The following is a 16,355-nucleotide window of genomic DNA, read 5'->3' on the forward strand; positions in this document are numbered from 1 at the left end:
AGCAGGCTGTGACTCCCCAGGATATTTAGGGTCAAATGAAGGACGCCCCGGTCCTCTCAGACCAGGGCGCTTCACTTGACGCGGCCATCGGCATCCCTGCCTGTACCGCAGGGGGTATTGTTTGCGCGCTTGGTTAACAAAGCCTTACTTCATTTGACCCCAAATATCCTCGCCGAAGGCATAAAGGTGCTTGGCCTTGGGGCGGATCAGTAGTGGCTGGTATAACCGCCATCCACCGCCCAGATTTGCCCGGTCACATAACTGGCGGCGGGGCTGGCGAGAAAGAGGATGGCGGGGGCAAGCTCTTCTGGAGCGCCCCAGCGTTTGAGAGATGTGGCATTTTCCAGTTTTCTGGCCAGCGCAGGATCTTTGGCCGCTTCCGCATTGGGGGTGGTTTTGAAAAAGCCCGGCGCGATGGCGTTGACGTTGATGCCATCGGTGCCGAGCTCTGCGGCGAGGGCCTTTGTCATGCCGTTGAGGCCCGCTTTGGCAGCGGTATAGGCAGCATCGCCAGCCTGAGCGATCAGCCCGGCAATGGAGGAAATGTTGACGATGCGTCCATAGCCCTTGGTGGCCATCTGTGTTGCGGCCATTTGGCAGAGTTGGAAAGGGGCGATGAGATCCACATCCATCATGCGGGTGAGATCCGCATGTGTAAACGCCGGCAGCGCCCGGCGGTCGCGCAGGCCCACGTTGTTGACCAGAATGTCGAGGCCGCCGTGCTCTGCGAGTATTTTGAAAGCCTCCGCTCGGGCGCTGTGATCAGTGACGTCAAAGGGCAGCGCATGCGCTGTTTGGCCCGCGTCTGTGAGTGTCTTGGCGATGTCCTGACAGTGGGTCTCTGTGCGGCCATTGATCCAGACATGTGCGCCCGCCTGTGCCAGAAGCTCTGCGGCGGCGCGGCCCAGCCCATCGGTGCTGCCGGTGATCAGGGCGTTTTGACCGGACAGGTCGAAACAGGGGAGGGGCTGTGGCATGGTCTTTGGCTCCTGTTGCTGTGGTGTTCGATCTGGCGCGGATCAGATGGGGCTGTCAATTGGCAACGTTGCGCGGATCCTGCATCAGACGCGGCGTGCCGCATGGACAAGCTTGCGCTGGCTGCGTTAGTCATGGGGTATCGCAATTCTTTAAGAGACAGCCATGTCCCGGATCAGCCACATTCAGATCGATGACCGAAACCTGCCGCCGCCGACGCCTGAGATTGATCAGGAGCGTAAAGTGGCCATTTTTGATCTGCTGGAAGACAATAGTTTTTCCTTGCCCAGGCGCGATGATCGTGTGGTGCCGGAGGGGCCGTTTTCTGTGGATTTGGCCATTCGTGACCGGCGCTTGGTGTTTGATGTGGCCTCTGAAGGTGGCGAGAAAGCGGCGGAGTTTCATCTGAGCCTGTCGCCTTTCCGCCAAGTGGTAAAGGACTACTGGGCCATCTGTGAGAGCTATTTTGATGCGGTGAAAAACTTGCCGCCGAGCCAAATTGAAACCATCGACATGGCGCGGCGTGGGATCCACAACGAAGGCGCGCGGGTGTTGCAGGAGCGGCTGGAAGGCAAGGCAGAGGTGGATACGGATACGGCCCGTCGCCTGTTCACGCTGATTTGCGTTCTGCATTTCGGAGGGTGAGGCGCGTGTCAGGGGAGGGTCAAACGCAGCTTCAGTCTCAGCCATTGCCCCAATCGATTCTGTTTTGCTGTGATCAGAACGCCGTACGCTCGCCCATGGCTGAGGGCATCATGAAAAAATTCTACGGCCACGATGTCTATGTGCAATCCGCGGGTATCCGGAGTGATCTGGATATTGATGGCTTTGCCATCGCCGTCTGTGCGGAAATTGGCGTGGAACTTGATCGCCACCGTACCCGTAGCTTTGAGGAGATGGAAAAGCGCGGGGATGAGATGTCCAGCTTTGACATGGTGGTGGCGCTGACACCGGCGAGTCGCGCTGAAGCCGAAAAGCTCACCCGCTTTGACCATCTTGATCTGGAATTTTGGCCGGTCTCTGATCCAAGTGGCGCACAGGCCGGAGATGCGCGTGAGGCCAAGCTGGCGGCCTATCGCACGGCGCGTGATGAGATCGTGGCCTATCTGGAAGCACGCTGGGGCCTGCCGATTGCCTCACAATAACGCGCGTGAGCACGCGCTTTACGAGCGCGCTATGACAGGAAGATACCCTCCCTTGCTGGGCGCGGAATGTGCGTCCCTGTGGCAATTCTCCGGATAATTCGGGTTCTTTTGTTATTGGACCTTGAAAAAAAGGGAGAAAGCCCTCATTTAGGCGCACATCCTGCAGAATGCTGCGGGAGCAAACCAAAGGAGAGACCATGGCGAAGGAAGAACTGCTCGAATTTCCCGGTGTCGTGAAGGAACTCCTGCCAAATGCGACGTTTCGGGTCGAGCTGGAAAACGGCCATGAGATCATCGCACATACGGCAGGGAAGATGCGCAAGAACCGCATCCGTGTTCTGGCTGGCGACAAGGTTCAAGTCGAGATGACCCCTTACGATCTGACCAAAGGTCGGATCAACTACCGCTTTAAATAAGCATTTGCGCGGGCAGAAATGACGAGGTCCGGGATGAAATTGATCTTGGGCTCAGGCAGTCCGCGCCGCCGGGAATTGCTGGCACAGATTGGGGTTGTGGCGGATGAGGTCCGCCCGCCCGATATCAATGAAGACCCCCATAAAAACGAATTGCCGCGCCCTTATTGTGTGCGCATCGCTCATGAAAAGGCGGCGGCTGTTCTCGCTGCCCCTGACGATATTGTGCTCTGTGCGGATACCACTGTGGCGCTTGGGCGGCGTATTATGGGGAAACCGGCGGATGCGGCGGAGGCTGCGGCCTTCCTCATGGCGCTGTCAGGGCGTCGGCATCGGGTGATCACAGCGGTGGCGGTGAAACGTGGCGATCGGCTGTGGCAGCGCGATGTGGTGAGTGACGTGAAAATGAAGCGGCTCTCCAATGCGGAACTCAATGCCTATCTTGCCACAGGTGACTGGCAGGGCAAGGCAGGCGGCTATGCCATTCAGGGGCCTGCCGGGGCCTTTATTCCGTGGATCTCCGGATCCTTTACCGGCATTGTCGGGTTGCCGGTGGCAGAGACCGCAGGGCTTTTGCAGGCCGCAGGCTATCCGCTTTACACAACAGATTAAAGGAGCGCGCAGATGAAGGGGCGTCAGATCATTCTCGACCATATCAATGGGCGCGAGGCCGCAGCACTTATGGTGGATGGCTTGCTTGACGATCTGTTGATTGAGGGCGATGCGCCGCGTGTCGGCACCATCTATCGCGCGATTGCAGATCGCCCTGTCAAAGGACAGGGGGGGATGTTTCTGAAAACACCAGATGGCATGGCTTTCCTGCGGCAGGTAAAGGGCCTGGCTCCGGGCGATCGCATGCTGGTTCAGGTCACGGGATTTGCCGAACCCGGTAAGGCGATACCGGTGACCCAGAAGGTGCTTTTCAAGAGTCGCTATGTGATTGTGACCCCGGGTGCGCCGGGGGTGAATGTCAGCCGGTCGATCCGCGATGATGATACGCGCGATGCGCTTTTGGCGATTGCCCATGCGGAGGCCGGAGGGCTGCTGGCGGATGCCAATCTCGGGCTGATTCTGCGGTCGGCCTGCGATGGGGCGGACGCGGAAGAAATTGCTGAGGATATTCGCGCGATGCTGGACCTTTATGAGGCAGTGATGGCGGATGGTGAGGGAGATGCAGAAATGCTCTCTGAGGGCGATGGCCCGCATGTCTCTGCCTGGCGCGACTGGTCTGAACCTGCGGAGGTGGTGACCGAGGCGGGAAGTTTTGAAACCCACGGTGTGCTGGATGCGATTGAGATGGCGCAGGGGGCGCAGGTCACGCTTGAGGGCGGCGCATATATGTATGTGGAACCCACCCGCGCGTTGGTGGCTGTGGATGTGAACACAGGCCGGGATACCTCGCCAGCGGCAGGCACCAAGGCGAATTTTGCTCTGGCCAAAGCCCTGCCGCGGGCGTTGCGGGTGCGCGGGCTTGGTGGGCAGATTGTGCTGGATCTGGCCCCTATGGCGAAGAAAGACCGTCGCGGATTTGAAACTGCATTGCGGGCGGCGTTTAAGCGCGATGTGATCGACACCACTCTGGTGGGGTGGACACCGCTTGGCCATTATGAGCTGCAGCGCAAAAACGCGCGTCCTGCGCTGAGTGAGGTGCTGAAATGAGCTGTCCGATCTGTAAGAAGGCGACGGTGCAGTCCTATCGTCCGTTCTGTTCCAAACGCTGTGCAGACATTGATCTGGGCAAGTGGTTTGGCGGAGAGTACGCGGTGCCATCGCAGGATCCGGAGGAGGCGATTGAGGCTCTGGAAGAGATGGAAAAACAAACTTCGCAGTTGCACTGACTTTTTTGTCTTTTTCCTCTGGACAGCCCTGATTGGCTGACATAGAAGCACCCCACCCAAGGCGAGACGCCTTCCCGTGCCCGGGTAGCTCAGGGGTAGAGCAGTGGATTGAAAATCCTCGTGTCGGTGGTTCGATTCCGCCCCCGGGCACCATTTTTACAAAACATAAGAATGCCTTGGTAAATGTGCCTTCCCCATGCTGCGTGGGCTGGTGCGTTTTTTTGTGGGGGTGCTTTGGTTTTCTGAGGGCGGATTTGGGCTGTATCGTTCAAGGTATGTTGAGTTCCTCTCCAAAAGGCGTCAGAAGCGAGCGCGTATGCGCTGCCAGGCCTCCTGCAGGTTCGTGAGATTCGATCTTAGGGTCAGAAACTTACGGCAGGTCCTCGCCACGAAATCCACGAAAATGGAGTTGCCAAAACGCTGGTTTGGAGACGCTGCGTGAATTTACTATTGGATTTTGGATACAATTATTCTACAAGCCTGACAGATGCTGTAGGGAGGGTGCGGCAGATGTATGGTTTTACGCTGTTGCGCAGGGGGCTTTTGCGCGTTTGCGGGGCGAGACTCCTCCTTTCTGTTCAGATCCCAATACTTTGCGCGCAGGGCTTTAGCTTTGCCGCACACCAAAAGGGTGCCTTTGGCAGCCGACCCAAAATCTCACAACTTGGAGACGTTGATAATGAAACTTCTGATGAAAACCGCGGCAGCTGGTGCGCTCGCCATGCTGACCAGCACCGCTGCGTTTGCTGCTGACATCGACCTGCGGTTTGCGGGCGTGTTCCCGATTGATCACCAGGGCACCAAAATGATGGAACAGGTGGCTGCAGACGTGAACGCGGCGGGTGTTGGCCTGAACATGACCGTATTCCCAGCCAACCAGCTGGGCTCCGGTGAGGCGCTTTTTGAAGACGTGGCACGCGGCAACATCGATTTCGCCTCTGCGTTCATCTATTCTGACACTGACCCACGTCTGGAATTCCTGTCCATGCCTTTCCTTGTGAGCGGCTGGGACGATATGGACAGCGTGATGCGCAACCCTGAGTCTGAGTTCAGCAAGATCCTGCAGGAAATCACCGACGAATATGGCGTCAACGTGATTGCGGGCAACCCAGAGGGTTTTGTCGGCATCGTGGCCACCAAAGAGCCTAAGAACTGGAACACTCTGGAAGACAAAGGCATGAACATCCGTGTTTGGTCTTCTGCTGTTCTGAAAGAAATGATCGAAAGCTTTGGCTTCCAGGCGACCACCATGGCATGGGGCGACATCTTCCCTGCGCTGCAGTCTGGCATCGTGGATGGCGCGATCTGCTGCACCAAGACCGCGACCTATTCCATCTTCGCGAAATCCGATGTGGGCAGCCACTTCATCCAGTACAACACCATTCCTGAGCAGACCTTCTACTACGGTTCTGAGCGGACTCTGGCGAAGCTGAACGACGAGCAGCGTGCTGTGATCGAAGCCGCGATGAAGAAAGCCTCTGACGATTTCTTCGCATACAACCGTGAGAATGACTCTGTATTTGAGCAGAAGCTGGTCGACAGCGGCTACACCATCCTGAAGCTCAACGACGAAGAGCAGGCGGCCATGGTTGAGCATGTGCGCACCAACATCTGGCCAACCATGGAAGGCTCCGTTGGCAAAGACGTGATGGATCGTCTGCTTGCTGCTGGCAAATAATTGCCTTAGCTGGGCCGGTGGTCTCCACCGGCCCAACCTGTATTCAGCGACAAGCTAACGTGACGCAAAAGAGGCGCGCAGAATGAACATCACAGAGGAACTGCCCAGAGTGATCGGGCTGCCCATGAAATGGGCTATGATACTTATGAAGATTATCGTGACCATTTCAGGTCTTTTGATGGCCGTGACTTTTGGGCTTGTTGTGATCATCCGCTATGGGTTTAGCGGGGATCTTTTTGCTTATGAGGAATGGCTTCTGGCTTTCAGCATTGTGGGCTTTTTTGCCGGAGCCGTGCTGGCGTCTGAGCGCAAGTTGCATATCAATGCCGACATTCTTGGGATCGTGATTACCAACCCCCGCCTGAGCTGGTGGAGGGGGTTTGTTGTCCTGACCATCGAATTGGCTGTGACCCTGTTTATCATATATGCCTGCTATGTCTCGCTTGCGGATGATTTCTCCTTTCCGCGGTTCCGCTCGACACCTGCTTTGCGCATTCCGTTTGTGTCCTGGCGCATCGCGATCATGATTGCCTTTGGCTTCATGTCGATGTTCTCCGCTGCCTATCTCTATGTCCATATCCGCAAGGGCCTTGGCTTGCCATTGAAGTCGGAACGCTCTGAAGAGGCCACACAATGATCATCGTTGGAAGTCTGATTATCGTCTGCGTCATGCTGTTGCTTGGCGTCAGTGTTTATGTGGCCTTTGGGGCTGTGCTGGCCTTTATCGCTGTGGTTGGGGATCAGTCGATCTCTGGCTATCTGCCTACGGGATCCACGGGGATCCGCTCTCTGGTTCTGCTGGCGATTCCGCTGTTCATGATTGCGGGCGGTGTGATGGAGAAGGGCCGGATCGCGGCGCCTCTGGTTGCCCTTGCCGAATTGTTCATTGGCCATTTGAAGGGCGGGCTTGCGGCTGCGGCTGTTCTGGCCTGTGGGGTGTTTGGATCGATCTCCGGGGCGGCAAATGCCACGCTGACTTGTATCGGCGGCATTATGATGCCGCATCTGAAGCGGGCGAATTATCCGGCAGGGCAATCGGCGGCGCTTTTGGTCTCGGCGAGTCCTCTGGGGCTTTTGATCCCGCCCAGTTCCTCTCACATTCTGTATGGCTGGGTGGCGCAGCAGCACGTTCTGAAATGCTTCCTGTCTACGGTGATCCCCGCACTGATTTTGATCACGCTGCTGATCATCACCAACCAGTTCATGCTGCGTAAATATGACAATATCGAACTGAAAGAGCGGCCAGACCCCTTTATGCCCGCGCTTAAAGCGCAGGGGCGTGTGGCTGGCCCGGCATTGATGATGCCGATCATCATTCTGGGCGGCATTTACGGTGGTGTCATGACGCCCACCGAAGCTGCCGGGATTGCCGTGGTCTATGCCATTCCTGTGGCGATTTACTTTTATCGGGGGCTGACATGGAAAACGCTGGCGCAGACCATTCAGCAGTCTGGCATCACCATTGGTGTGGTGATGGTCATGATTTTCATGGTTGTGATTGTCTCTGACAATCTGATCGCGCAGGGCGCGCCGCGGATTGCCAAGGATATGGTGTATTCGGTTTCTGACAATCCGATTGTGATCCTGTTGATGATCAATGTGGTGATGATCCTGATTGGCATGCTGATGGATGATATTTCCGGTCTGCTGCTCTCCACGCCTATCTTGCTGCCAATTGCACAGAGCGTGGGGATGGATCCGATCCATTTTGCCGCTGTGATTGGGGTGAACCTTGGCATGGCAAACATCACGCCGCCTACCGCGCCTTTGCTCTATCTGGGGTCGCAGGTGACAGACACGCCGGTTGCGAAGATGCTCTGGCCCACTCTGATTTTCATCGTGTTTGCCTGGTTGCCGACGCTGATGTTGACCACATTTGTGCCCTCTCTGGCGTTGTGGTTGCCGGAGTTGCTTCTGGGCTAAGACTCGAGACCTGATCTAAAAATAACAAAAGCCGGCGTTTATGCGCCGGCTTTTATCGTTTTGGGAGCGGTGTTTTTGGGGTTGTTGTGGAGGTGCCCGTCATGAATGGGTCAGGATGGTGACCGCCGCGATCATGGCCATGCCTGCGGCGACAAAGCCTGCGTATTCCAGTGCGCCGAGCATTTTCTTGGTCATTGTGATTCTCCTTGTTTGATATCATCGGTGGGCCCGAGGAGACCCACTACGCCCAATTTTTGAGCGCGAGAAGATGATAGTCTGCATCTCCGCTATGCGTGTGCGTGTTGGCTCCTTGGCTCGGGCGTGGCGATGGTGTGGGCCTGATAAACTTTCTGCGGTCTGCTCAAAAATCTTATTGGATTTTGGATCCAATTATTGTACTTGAAGGGAGAAGCAGGGTGCCTTCTGCTCTAAGTGTAAAGTTTTGCGCGGTTTTTTAGAAGTCACCCTCGGAGGGCTCTCCTCCTTATCCGATCATGTTCAGGGCCATGTGCCCCCTTTAGACAGGAGTTCCCATGTCGAACACCATTTTCGCGGGCACGATGCCAGCCCTGATGACCCCTTGTAAGGAAGACCGTACGCCAGACTATGATGCGCTGGTGAAGAAGGGGCATGAAATGATCGCCGCGGGCATGTCCGCTGTGGTGTATTGTGGCTCGATGGGTGACTGGCCTCTGCTGTCTGACGAAGAGCGCATGACCGGCGTGGCGCGTCTGGTGGAGGCAGGTATTCCGGTTGTGGTCGGCACGGGCGCGATCAACTCCAAATCTGCAGCGGCTCATGCGGCCCATGCCCAGAAAGTGGGTGCGGCGGGTCTCATGGTGATCCCGCGCGTGTTGTCTCGCGGCACGTCCATTGCGGCGCAGAAGAACCACTTCAAAGCCATCCTTGAAGCGGCTCCAGATGTGCCTGCGATCATCTACAACAGCCCGGTTTACGGTTTTGCCACCCGCGCGGAGCTGTTCTTTGCGCTGCGTGCGGAGCATAAGAACCTTGTGGGCTTCAAAGAGTTTGGCGGCAAAGACGATCTGCGCTATGCGGCGGAGCACATCACAAGCCAGGACGATCAGGTGACCCTGATGGTGGGTGTGGATACGGAAGTGTACCATGGTTTCGTCAACTGTGGCGCGACCGGTTCCATCACGGGCATTGGTACGGCCCTGCCAAAAGAAGCACTTCTGTTGGCGGCGCTGTCGCAGAAAGCCGCGCAGGGCCATGCGGAAGCGCGGAAGCGTGCACAGGAGCTGGAAGAGGCTTTTGGTGTGCTTTCAAGCTTTGACGAAGGCACCGATCTGGTGCTCTACTACAAGTATCTTCTCGTTCTGAATGGCGAGGAAGAATATCGTCTGCACTTCAACGAAACCGATGTTTTGTCTGATGCGCAGCGCAACTATTGCGAACAACAGTACAGCCTGTTCCGCAACTGGTTTGCGGACTGGAGCAAGCAGGGCGGAGTGATCGCTGAATGCATGTGATTGACAGTCACACAGGTGGGATGCCCACACGGGTGATCCTTGATGGCGGTCCGGACCTTGGGTCTGGGCCGTTGGCCGATCAGGCGCGTGCTTTGGCGACGGATCATGAAGGCTTTTACAAATCCATTCTTCTGGAGCCGCGTGGCCAACCGGGGATGGTGGGGGCGCTGCTTGTTGCGCCACAGGATCCGACCTGTGAAGTGGGTGTGATCTATTTTGATGCCGATGCGGTGCTTGGCATGTGTGGTCATGGCACCATTGGCCTGGGTGTGACGCTGGCTCATATGGGGCGGATCGGCGTGGGCACCCATCGGATTGAAACGCCGGTTGGCGTGATCTCCATTGATGTGCTGGATGCCAATACGGTGCGTGTCACCAATGTGGAAAGCCGCCGTATCAGGGCCGATGTCACTGTGGATGTGGCAGGCTATGGTTCTGTGACGGGCGACCTTGCCTATGGTGGCAACTGGTTCTTCATCGTGGATCCCAGCCCGATGGCGGTGGATAGTACCAATATCCGTGCGTTGACAGATATGACCATCGCGGTGCGCGAGGCCTGTGTGGCGCAGGGGGTGTGCGGCGAAAACGGGGAGCTTGTGGATCACGTGGTCTTTCAGGGCACATCGTCCAATGCCGATGTGCACAGCCGCAACTTTGTTCTGTGTCCGGATGATGAATATGACCGGTCGCCCTGCGGCACCGGCAGTTCGGCGCGGCTGGCTTGTCTGGCGGCGGCAGGGCGACTGGCCCCGGGTGAAGAGATCATTCAGGAGAGCGTCATTGGCAGCCCCTATCGCTTGTCTTATCAACCCGGCCCAAGTGGGGGCGTGATCCCGACCATCACTGGGCAGGCCTTTGTGATGGCCGAAGGTCAGTTGATCTTTGGGGCTGAAGACCCTTTCAAGCTGGGTATTTACTAAAGCGTTTCGCCTTATTGTTGCGATGCAGCGATAAGGCGCAATGCGCCTGATTTTATGTAAGCGGCCTCCTCTGCCAGCGGGGGAGCGACCTTCAGGGGGATGAGATGTCGGACGTTTTGGACATTGTGGTCATTGGTGCGGGGATCGTCGGTATCAGCGCGGCACTTGAGCTGCAGAGCCGTGGGCGCTCTGTCACCGTGATTGACCGCGTGGGGGTGGCTGAAGAAACCTCCAAGGGCAATGCGGGCGCGTTTGCCTATACCGACATCGTGCCGCTGGCCACGCCGGGCATTATGCGCAAGGCGCCCAAATGGCTGTTTGACCCGCTGGGCCCGCTGTCGATCCCACCAAGCTATGCGGTGAAGATTGCGCCCTGGATGCTGCGGTTCTGGAGGGCGAGCTGGAAAGACCGCTATATGGCGTCACTGTCGGCGCAGTCCGCCATGATGGATTTCAGCCGCGCGGCGCTGGAGCGGCAGATTGCGGCGGTAGATGGTGAGCCGATGATGCAGCGTGATGGTCAGATCATGCTCTATGAATCTGAGGCCGAGTTTCGGGCGAGTCAGTCGTCATGGCAGCTGCGCAAAGAGCACGGCATTCCTTTTGATCTGCTCAAGAGCCCTGATGAGATTGCGGAAATTCAACCGGGCTTGAGCCGCCAGTTCACCTATGCAGGCTATACGCCGACGTGGATGAATACCATTGATCCGGCAGCCTGGACGCGCCATCTGGCGGCCGAGTTTGAGGCGAGGGGCGGCAAAATTCGACGAGCGGAGATCACGCAGGTCACGCCACTGGACGGTCAGCTGCGCCTGAGCAGTGCGGCGGGGGAGATCATGGCGGGAACGCTTGTGATCTGTGCCGGGGCCTGGTCTCACAAACTGGCAGCGCAGCTTGGCGATAAGATCCCGCTGGAAACGGAGCGCGGCTACAATACGACCCTGCCGGAAGGGGCCTTTGATCTGCGCACCCATGTGACCTTTGGTGGGCATGGGTTTGTAATGACGCGGATCAATGGCGGCGTGCGTGTTGGCGGCGCGGTTGAGCTTGGCGGTCTGGAACTGGCCCCAAATTATAAGCGTGCGGATACACTTTTGGCGAAGGTGAAACAATTTGCGCCCGCGCTTGAGACCTCTGGCGGCACGCAGTGGATGGGTTTCCGTCCGTCCTTGCCAGACAGCTTGCCGGTGATTGATCGTGCGCCACAGGCACCGCAGGTGGTCTATGCCTTTGGGCATGGGCATCTGGGGCTGACCCAGTCGGCGGGGACGGCAGAGCTTGTGGCTGATCTGTTGAGTGACAGCCCCGCGAAAATTGACATGTCCGCTTTTGCCGCGACGCGGTTTTAAGCGCAAACCACCAAGGAACTAGAGGACGCAGCATGCGCAGCAGCAAGACAATCCACGTGATTTCCGCTCATGCGGAAGGAGAGGTTGGCGATGTGATCGTAGGGGGCGTGATGCCGCCTCCGGGGGAGACGCTGTGGGAGCAGCGCCGGTTCATTGCAGAAGATCAGACTTTGCGCAATTTTGTACTGAACGAGCCGCGCGGCGGGGTGTTCCGGCATGTGAACCTGCTTGTGCCGCCAAAACATCCTGAGGCGGATGCCGCATGGATCATTATGGAGCCTGAGGATACGCCACCCATGTCCGGGTCTAACTCGATCTGCGTGTCAACAGTGCTTTTGGACGGCGGGCTGATCCCGATGCAGGAGCCTGTCACCCATATGACGCTGGAAGCGCCGGGCGGTCTGGTGCGGGTGCGTGCCGAATGCAAGGATGGCAAGGCAGAGCGCATTTTTGTGCAGAACCTTCCCAGTTTTGCAGGGCAGCTTGATATGTCCCTGGACGTGGAGGGCCTGGGCAAAATCACGGTGGACACGGCCTATGGCGGTGACAGCTTTGTGGTGGTGGACGCTCAGGCGCTGGGGTTTGATATTGTGGAAAGCGAAGCCAAGGACATTGCGCAGCTTGGGGTGAAGATCACCAATGCCGCCAATGAACAGCTTGGGTTCCATCATCCTGAAAACCCGGATTGGAAGCATATTTCCTTCTGTGCGTTCTGCGGCCCTCTGAGTGAGACAGAAGCTGGGCTGACTGGTAAGTCGGCGGTGGCCATTCAGCCGGGCAAGGTGGACCGGTCGCCAACGGGCACAGCGGTGTCGGCGCGGATGGCTTTGATGGCTGCGCGTGGGCAGATGCAGCAGGGGCAGACCTTTGAGGCCGTGTCCATCATCGGATCGCGGTTCACCGGGCGCATTCTGGAAACAACAACCGTGGGTGATCAGCCTGCGATCATTCCGGAGATTTCCGGCCGTGGTTGGGTCACGGGCATTCACCAGCATATGCTGGATCCTTCTGATCCCTGGCCTGGTGGATACCGTCTGCGCGATACATGGGGTGCGTAAGCAAAAGAGCACAGAAAGAAAACGCCCGGCTTTTGGCCGGGCGTTTTTGTTTTGGGGTCAGGCTTTTAGCTTCAAGAGGTCTTCATACAGCGCCTCTGGCACCTCGACATAGCCACGCTCCAGATTGCGGGCGCGGGCGGCAAAGCGACGTTGCGATGGCAGGCGCGCGCCCTGATCGACGATGTCCGCAAACAGGCGTTCGGCGCGCGCGTCATTGTCGGCCACGCGGCCATTGCTGAAATGCTCTGGGTCAAAGGCGAGCAGGATTTCCCCGTGGTAGGGCGCGCCGCCAGCGCCATTGGCGAAGGCCATGCTTTCCATGCTGGTCAGATCATCAATCAACGGGCCGGCAAGCAATTCGACCATGATCGACAAGGCAGAGCCTTTGTAGCTGCCAAAGGTGAGCATGGCGCCATCCATGGCGGCCTGTGCATCGGTTGTCGGCTTGCCGTCTTTGTCGATGGCCACACCTTCGGGCAGCGGTTTGCCTGCGCGCCGATAGAGTTCGATCTCGCCACGGGCAAAGCCGCTTGTGGCGAAATCAAATGTAAACGGATCTTTGCCGATACGGGGCCAAGAAAAGGCGATTGGATTGGTGCCAAGGCTGCCGCGCGTGCCGCCCGCAGGGGCCACCCATGCGTGGCTTGGCACCATGGCCAGACCGGCGAGGCCAGCATTTGAGAGGCGTTCCACTTCGGGCCAGAGCGCGGAGAAGTGGAAGCAGTTGTTGATCGCCATGGCGGCCATGCCATGTTTGCGGGTTTTCTCGATCAGCGCGGGCAGGGCCTTTTCGAAAGCGAGAAGAGACATGCCGCCCTTGGCATCTACGCGCACGATGGCATTGTCTGTTTCTGTGAGGGCGGGCAGGACATGGCCGTCAATCTGTCCGACCTGCATGGTCTGGGCACACATAAACAGGCGGAAAAGGCCGTGGGACTGGCAATCATCAAGCTGGCAGCGGTAGAGCATGTCTGTGATGGCTTCGGCGTGCTCAGGGCCATAGCCCACAGATGTCAGGACATCCTGACAGAGCGTTTTTATGTCGTCCAATTTGAGTTGTTTCATCGCGCTCATCAGGGATTCCCGGTCATGTTTTGCAAAGGGTTGGTCGTTTAGGATATTGGATACAAAAACCAGTCTATTGCGGCAATCCAGATTTCAGGTTTTTTTGCCAATGTTATCAGTGTATCACTTTGGTCGAGCATATTGCATCCAAAATACAAAAGCGAAAACTTGCATGCCAGCCAAACGCGCCGTCGTAAAACAAAGCTTGCCCGAACTGATCACCAATGATTTGCGCGAGCGCATTCTCAGTGGAGATCTCAAAGAGGGTGAAGCCATTCGTCAGGAACTTTTGGCGGATGAGTACGATGTGTCCCGCATGCCGGTACGCGAGGCGCTCAAGCGGCTGAGTGCGGAAGGGCTTGTGCATTGGGAGAACAATCGCGGCGGCTATGTGATGAAGCATTCCCTGCGCGAGATTGGCGAGATCTTTGATCTCAGGGTGCTGCTGGAAGTGGATTTGTTCCGGCATGCCATCCCGGAGATGGGGGAGGCGGAGTTTCAGCGCTGTGAAGAGATTATTGCGGCGATGGATGAGTCTTATCAAGAGGATGACGTGTCACGCTGGGGTAAGCTCAACTATGATTATCACTGTGCGCTTTACAGTGCGGCAGGACGGCGGCTTTCGGAAGAGATGCTGGCGCGCTTGAATGTGCATTCTGACCGCTATGTGCGTATCCATCTCAGCGTGATGGAGCAACGCGAACCGGCACAGGTGGAGCATCGCAATTTGTTGACTCTCGCGCGGGCCGGGGATGTGGAGGGGGCCTGTGATCTTCTGGTGCATCATATCACGCGTACCAAGTCAGAATTGCTTGAGATGATTGCGGCGCAACGCAAAGCCGAAGAGGCTTAGCCTCGGGGCATTAGTGTTTTAGCGCCGGTGCCAAAGGAGCGGATGGGGCATCTGTCATGCTTGCCAGGGCCTCTTGAATTGGATACAATATCCATAACTGAGATCCTTACCAATGGAACCAAGTCTATGTCTTTCAAACCTCACGGAAAACACCTGATCGCCGGCAATTGGGTGGCCGGTGCACAAAACTTCGCATCCAGCCCGGCGCATGGTCCCAGCCATGAGTATGCAGCGGGCAGCGTGGAGGATGTTGATGCCGCCGTGCAGGCGGCGGAAAAAGCTTTCTGGAGCTATGGCTATTCTTCCCGTGACGCGCGCGCCGCCTTCCTGAATGCCATCGCGGATGAAATCGAAGCACGTGCGGAGGCCATCACCGAGATTGGCACGCAGGAAACTGGCCTGCCAGAAGCGCGGTTGCAGGGTGAACGGGGCCGTACCACCGGGCAGCTGCGCTTGTTTGCCAGCCACATCTTGCAGGGGGACTATCTGGATCGCCGTCACGATGAAGCTCTGCCGGAGCGCGCCCCTCTGCCGCGGCCCGATCTGAAAATGGTGCAGCGCCCGATTGGCCCTGTGGCTGTTTTTGGAGCCTCTAACTTCCCACTGGCCTTCTCCACCGCCGGTGGTGATACGGCTGCCGCGCTGGCGGCGGGCTGTCCTGTTGTTGTCAAAGGCCACTCTGCGCATCCCGGCACGGGGGAAATCATCGCAGAAGCGATCCATGCGGCGATTGCGCGCTGTAATGTTGATCCCGGCGTCTTCAGCCTGATTCAGGGTGGCAATCGCGCGGTTGGCTCCGCGCTGGTGCAACACCCTCTGATCAAGGCTGTGGGCTTCACCGGCTCGCTGGCGGGTGGCCGTGCGTTGTTTGACCTCTGTGCACAGCGCCCAGAACCAATTCCCTTCTTTGGTGAGCTGGGGTCGGTCAACCCGATGTTCATTCTCGATCACGCCCTGAGCAATCGCGGTGCAGAGATCGGTGCGGGCTGGGCCGGTTCGCTGTCCATGGGGGCGGGGCAGTTCTGCACCAATCCGGGCATTGCGATTGTCAAAGCGGGTGCTGAGGCGGATGCTTTTGTCGCAGCGGCTCAAGAAGCGCTTGGCCAAGTGGGCGCGCAGACCATGCTGACGGATGGCATTGCCGCGGCCTATCGCGATGGGCAGCGCCGCATTGCGGGCACCAGCGGTGTGCAGGAAGTGTTGACCTCCGTGTGTGATCTGCGGGATGCGACGCCATATCTCTATAAGACCACAGCTCAGAACTGGTTGGCCAATGAGGCTCTGGCGGAAGAGGTCTTTGGCCCGCTTGGCGTGGTCGTTGAGGTCACGGACATGGACGAGGCGCGCGCGGTGGCGATGAGCCTGCAGGGGCAGTTGACCTGCACCTTGCATATGGATGACGCGGATATGGGCGATGCGCAAAGCCTGATGCCGATCCTGGAGCGCAAAGCCGGGCGTTTGCTGGCCAATGGGTTCCCGACTGGCGTTGAAGTGGCAGACACGATGGTACACGGCGGCCCATACCCGGCCTCCACCAACTTTGGTGCCACCTCTGTGGGTACGCTTTCGATCCGCCGCTTCCTGCGGCCTGTGTGCTATCAGAATCTGCCTGACGCGCTTGTGCCGGAAATGGGTGCCTGATTTT

At 57.7% G+C, this 16,355-nt stretch carries 17 protein-coding genes and 1 tRNA gene; 16 read left to right on the plus strand and 2 right to left on the minus strand.

Going from position 1 to position 16,355, the window contains the following annotated elements:
• Positions 1 to 206: 206 nt before the first annotated feature.
• Positions 207 to 977: an SDR family oxidoreductase gene (locus tag SHM7688_RS01320; RefSeq protein WP_058238229.1), complete on the minus strand. Its 771-nt coding sequence runs from the start codon at positions 975 to 977 to the stop codon at positions 207 to 209.
• Between the two features lie 163 nt (positions 978 to 1,140).
• Here SHM7688_RS01320 and SHM7688_RS01325 point away from each other — a divergent pair, with 163 nt between their 5' ends.
• The 14 genes from SHM7688_RS01325 (at position 1,141) to SHM7688_RS01395 (ending at position 12,792) form a co-directional block, all read left to right on the plus strand.
• Complete coding sequence (locus SHM7688_RS01325; protein ID WP_058238230.1) at positions 1,141 to 1,620, plus strand: UPF0262 family protein; 480 nt, start codon at positions 1,141 to 1,143, stop codon at positions 1,618 to 1,620.
• A 5-nt stretch (positions 1,621 to 1,625) separates the two neighbouring features.
• The gene (locus SHM7688_RS01330; RefSeq protein ID WP_223229275.1) at positions 1,626 to 2,120 is read left to right on the plus strand and encodes an arsenate-mycothiol transferase ArsC; all 495 of its coding nucleotides are present in this window, start codon (positions 1,626 to 1,628) and stop codon (positions 2,118 to 2,120) included.
• A gap of 197 nt (positions 2,121 to 2,317) precedes the next feature.
• On the plus strand, positions 2,318 to 2,536 hold the full coding sequence (gene infA, locus SHM7688_RS01335) for a translation initiation factor IF-1 (protein ID WP_007205486.1): 219 nt from the start codon (positions 2,318 to 2,320) through the stop codon (positions 2,534 to 2,536).
• Between the two features lie 33 nt (positions 2,537 to 2,569).
• Positions 2,570 to 3,145 (plus strand): Maf family protein, encoded by a 576-nt coding sequence (locus SHM7688_RS01340; RefSeq protein ID WP_058238232.1) that lies wholly within the window; start codon positions 2,570 to 2,572, stop codon positions 3,143 to 3,145.
• 12 nt (positions 3,146 to 3,157) lie between these two features.
• Positions 3,158 to 4,192, plus strand: coding sequence for a ribonuclease E/G (locus SHM7688_RS01345; protein ID WP_058238233.1), 1,035 nt, complete (start codon positions 3,158 to 3,160; stop codon positions 4,190 to 4,192).
• The gene (locus tag SHM7688_RS01350; RefSeq protein ID WP_058238234.1) at positions 4,189 to 4,371 is read left to right on the plus strand and encodes a DNA gyrase inhibitor YacG; all 183 of its coding nucleotides are present in this window, start codon (positions 4,189 to 4,191) and stop codon (positions 4,369 to 4,371) included. Before SHM7688_RS01345 ends, SHM7688_RS01350 begins: the two co-directional genes overlap by 4 nt.
• A gap of 78 nt (positions 4,372 to 4,449) precedes the next feature.
• Positions 4,450 to 4,524 (plus strand) — tRNA-Phe (locus tag SHM7688_RS01355).
• 526 nt (positions 4,525 to 5,050) lie between these two features.
• Positions 5,051 to 6,049, plus strand: coding sequence for a TRAP transporter substrate-binding protein DctP (gene dctP / locus SHM7688_RS01365; protein WP_058238236.1), 999 nt, complete (start codon positions 5,051 to 5,053; stop codon positions 6,047 to 6,049).
• A gap of 82 nt (positions 6,050 to 6,131) precedes the next feature.
• The gene (locus tag SHM7688_RS01370) at positions 6,132 to 6,686 is read left to right on the plus strand and encodes a TRAP transporter small permease (protein WP_058238237.1); all 555 of its coding nucleotides are present in this window, start codon (positions 6,132 to 6,134) and stop codon (positions 6,684 to 6,686) included.
• Entirely contained in the window at positions 6,683 to 7,972 is a 1,290-nt protein-coding gene (locus tag SHM7688_RS01375; RefSeq protein ID WP_058238238.1) for a TRAP transporter large permease, read from the plus strand. Before SHM7688_RS01370 ends, SHM7688_RS01375 begins: the two co-directional genes overlap by 4 nt.
• A 533-nt stretch (positions 7,973 to 8,505) precedes the next feature.
• Positions 8,506 to 9,465, plus strand: coding sequence for a dihydrodipicolinate synthase family protein (locus tag SHM7688_RS01380; RefSeq protein WP_058238239.1), 960 nt, complete (start codon positions 8,506 to 8,508; stop codon positions 9,463 to 9,465).
• A complete protein-coding gene (locus tag SHM7688_RS01385; protein ID WP_058238240.1) occupies positions 9,456 to 10,385 on the plus strand; it encodes a 4-hydroxyproline epimerase in 930 nt (309 codons plus the stop codon). The genes SHM7688_RS01380 and SHM7688_RS01385 overlap by 10 nt, the downstream gene beginning before the upstream one ends.
• Positions 10,386 to 10,489: 104 nt before the next feature.
• The gene (locus tag SHM7688_RS01390; protein ID WP_058238241.1) at positions 10,490 to 11,734 is read left to right on the plus strand and encodes an NAD(P)/FAD-dependent oxidoreductase; all 1,245 of its coding nucleotides are present in this window, start codon (positions 10,490 to 10,492) and stop codon (positions 11,732 to 11,734) included.
• Positions 11,735 to 11,766: 32 nt separating this feature from the next.
• On the plus strand, positions 11,767 to 12,792 hold the full coding sequence (locus SHM7688_RS01395; RefSeq protein WP_058238242.1) for a trans-3-hydroxy-L-proline dehydratase: 1,026 nt from the start codon (positions 11,767 to 11,769) through the stop codon (positions 12,790 to 12,792).
• A 57-nt stretch (positions 12,793 to 12,849) separates the two neighbouring features.
• Here SHM7688_RS01395 and SHM7688_RS01400 read toward each other — a convergent pair whose 3' ends face one another.
• Positions 12,850 to 13,866, minus strand: coding sequence for an Ldh family oxidoreductase (locus tag SHM7688_RS01400; protein WP_058238243.1), 1,017 nt, complete (start codon positions 13,864 to 13,866; stop codon positions 12,850 to 12,852).
• 163 nt (positions 13,867 to 14,029) lie between these two features.
• Here SHM7688_RS01400 and SHM7688_RS01405 point away from each other — a divergent pair, with 163 nt between their 5' ends.
• Together SHM7688_RS01405 and SHM7688_RS01410 are read left to right on the plus strand one after the other, a co-directional pair.
• A complete protein-coding gene (locus SHM7688_RS01405) occupies positions 14,030 to 14,710 on the plus strand; it encodes a GntR family transcriptional regulator (protein ID WP_058238244.1) in 681 nt (226 codons plus the stop codon).
• Between the two features lie 126 nt (positions 14,711 to 14,836).
• Complete coding sequence (locus SHM7688_RS01410; protein WP_058238245.1) at positions 14,837 to 16,351, plus strand: aldehyde dehydrogenase (NADP(+)); 1,515 nt, start codon at positions 14,837 to 14,839, stop codon at positions 16,349 to 16,351.
• Positions 16,352 to 16,355 lie beyond the last annotated feature (4 nt).

The organism is Shimia marina (genome assembly GCF_001458175.1).
GTDB classification, from domain to species: Bacteria; Pseudomonadota; Alphaproteobacteria; order Rhodobacterales; family Rhodobacteraceae; genus Shimia; species Shimia marina.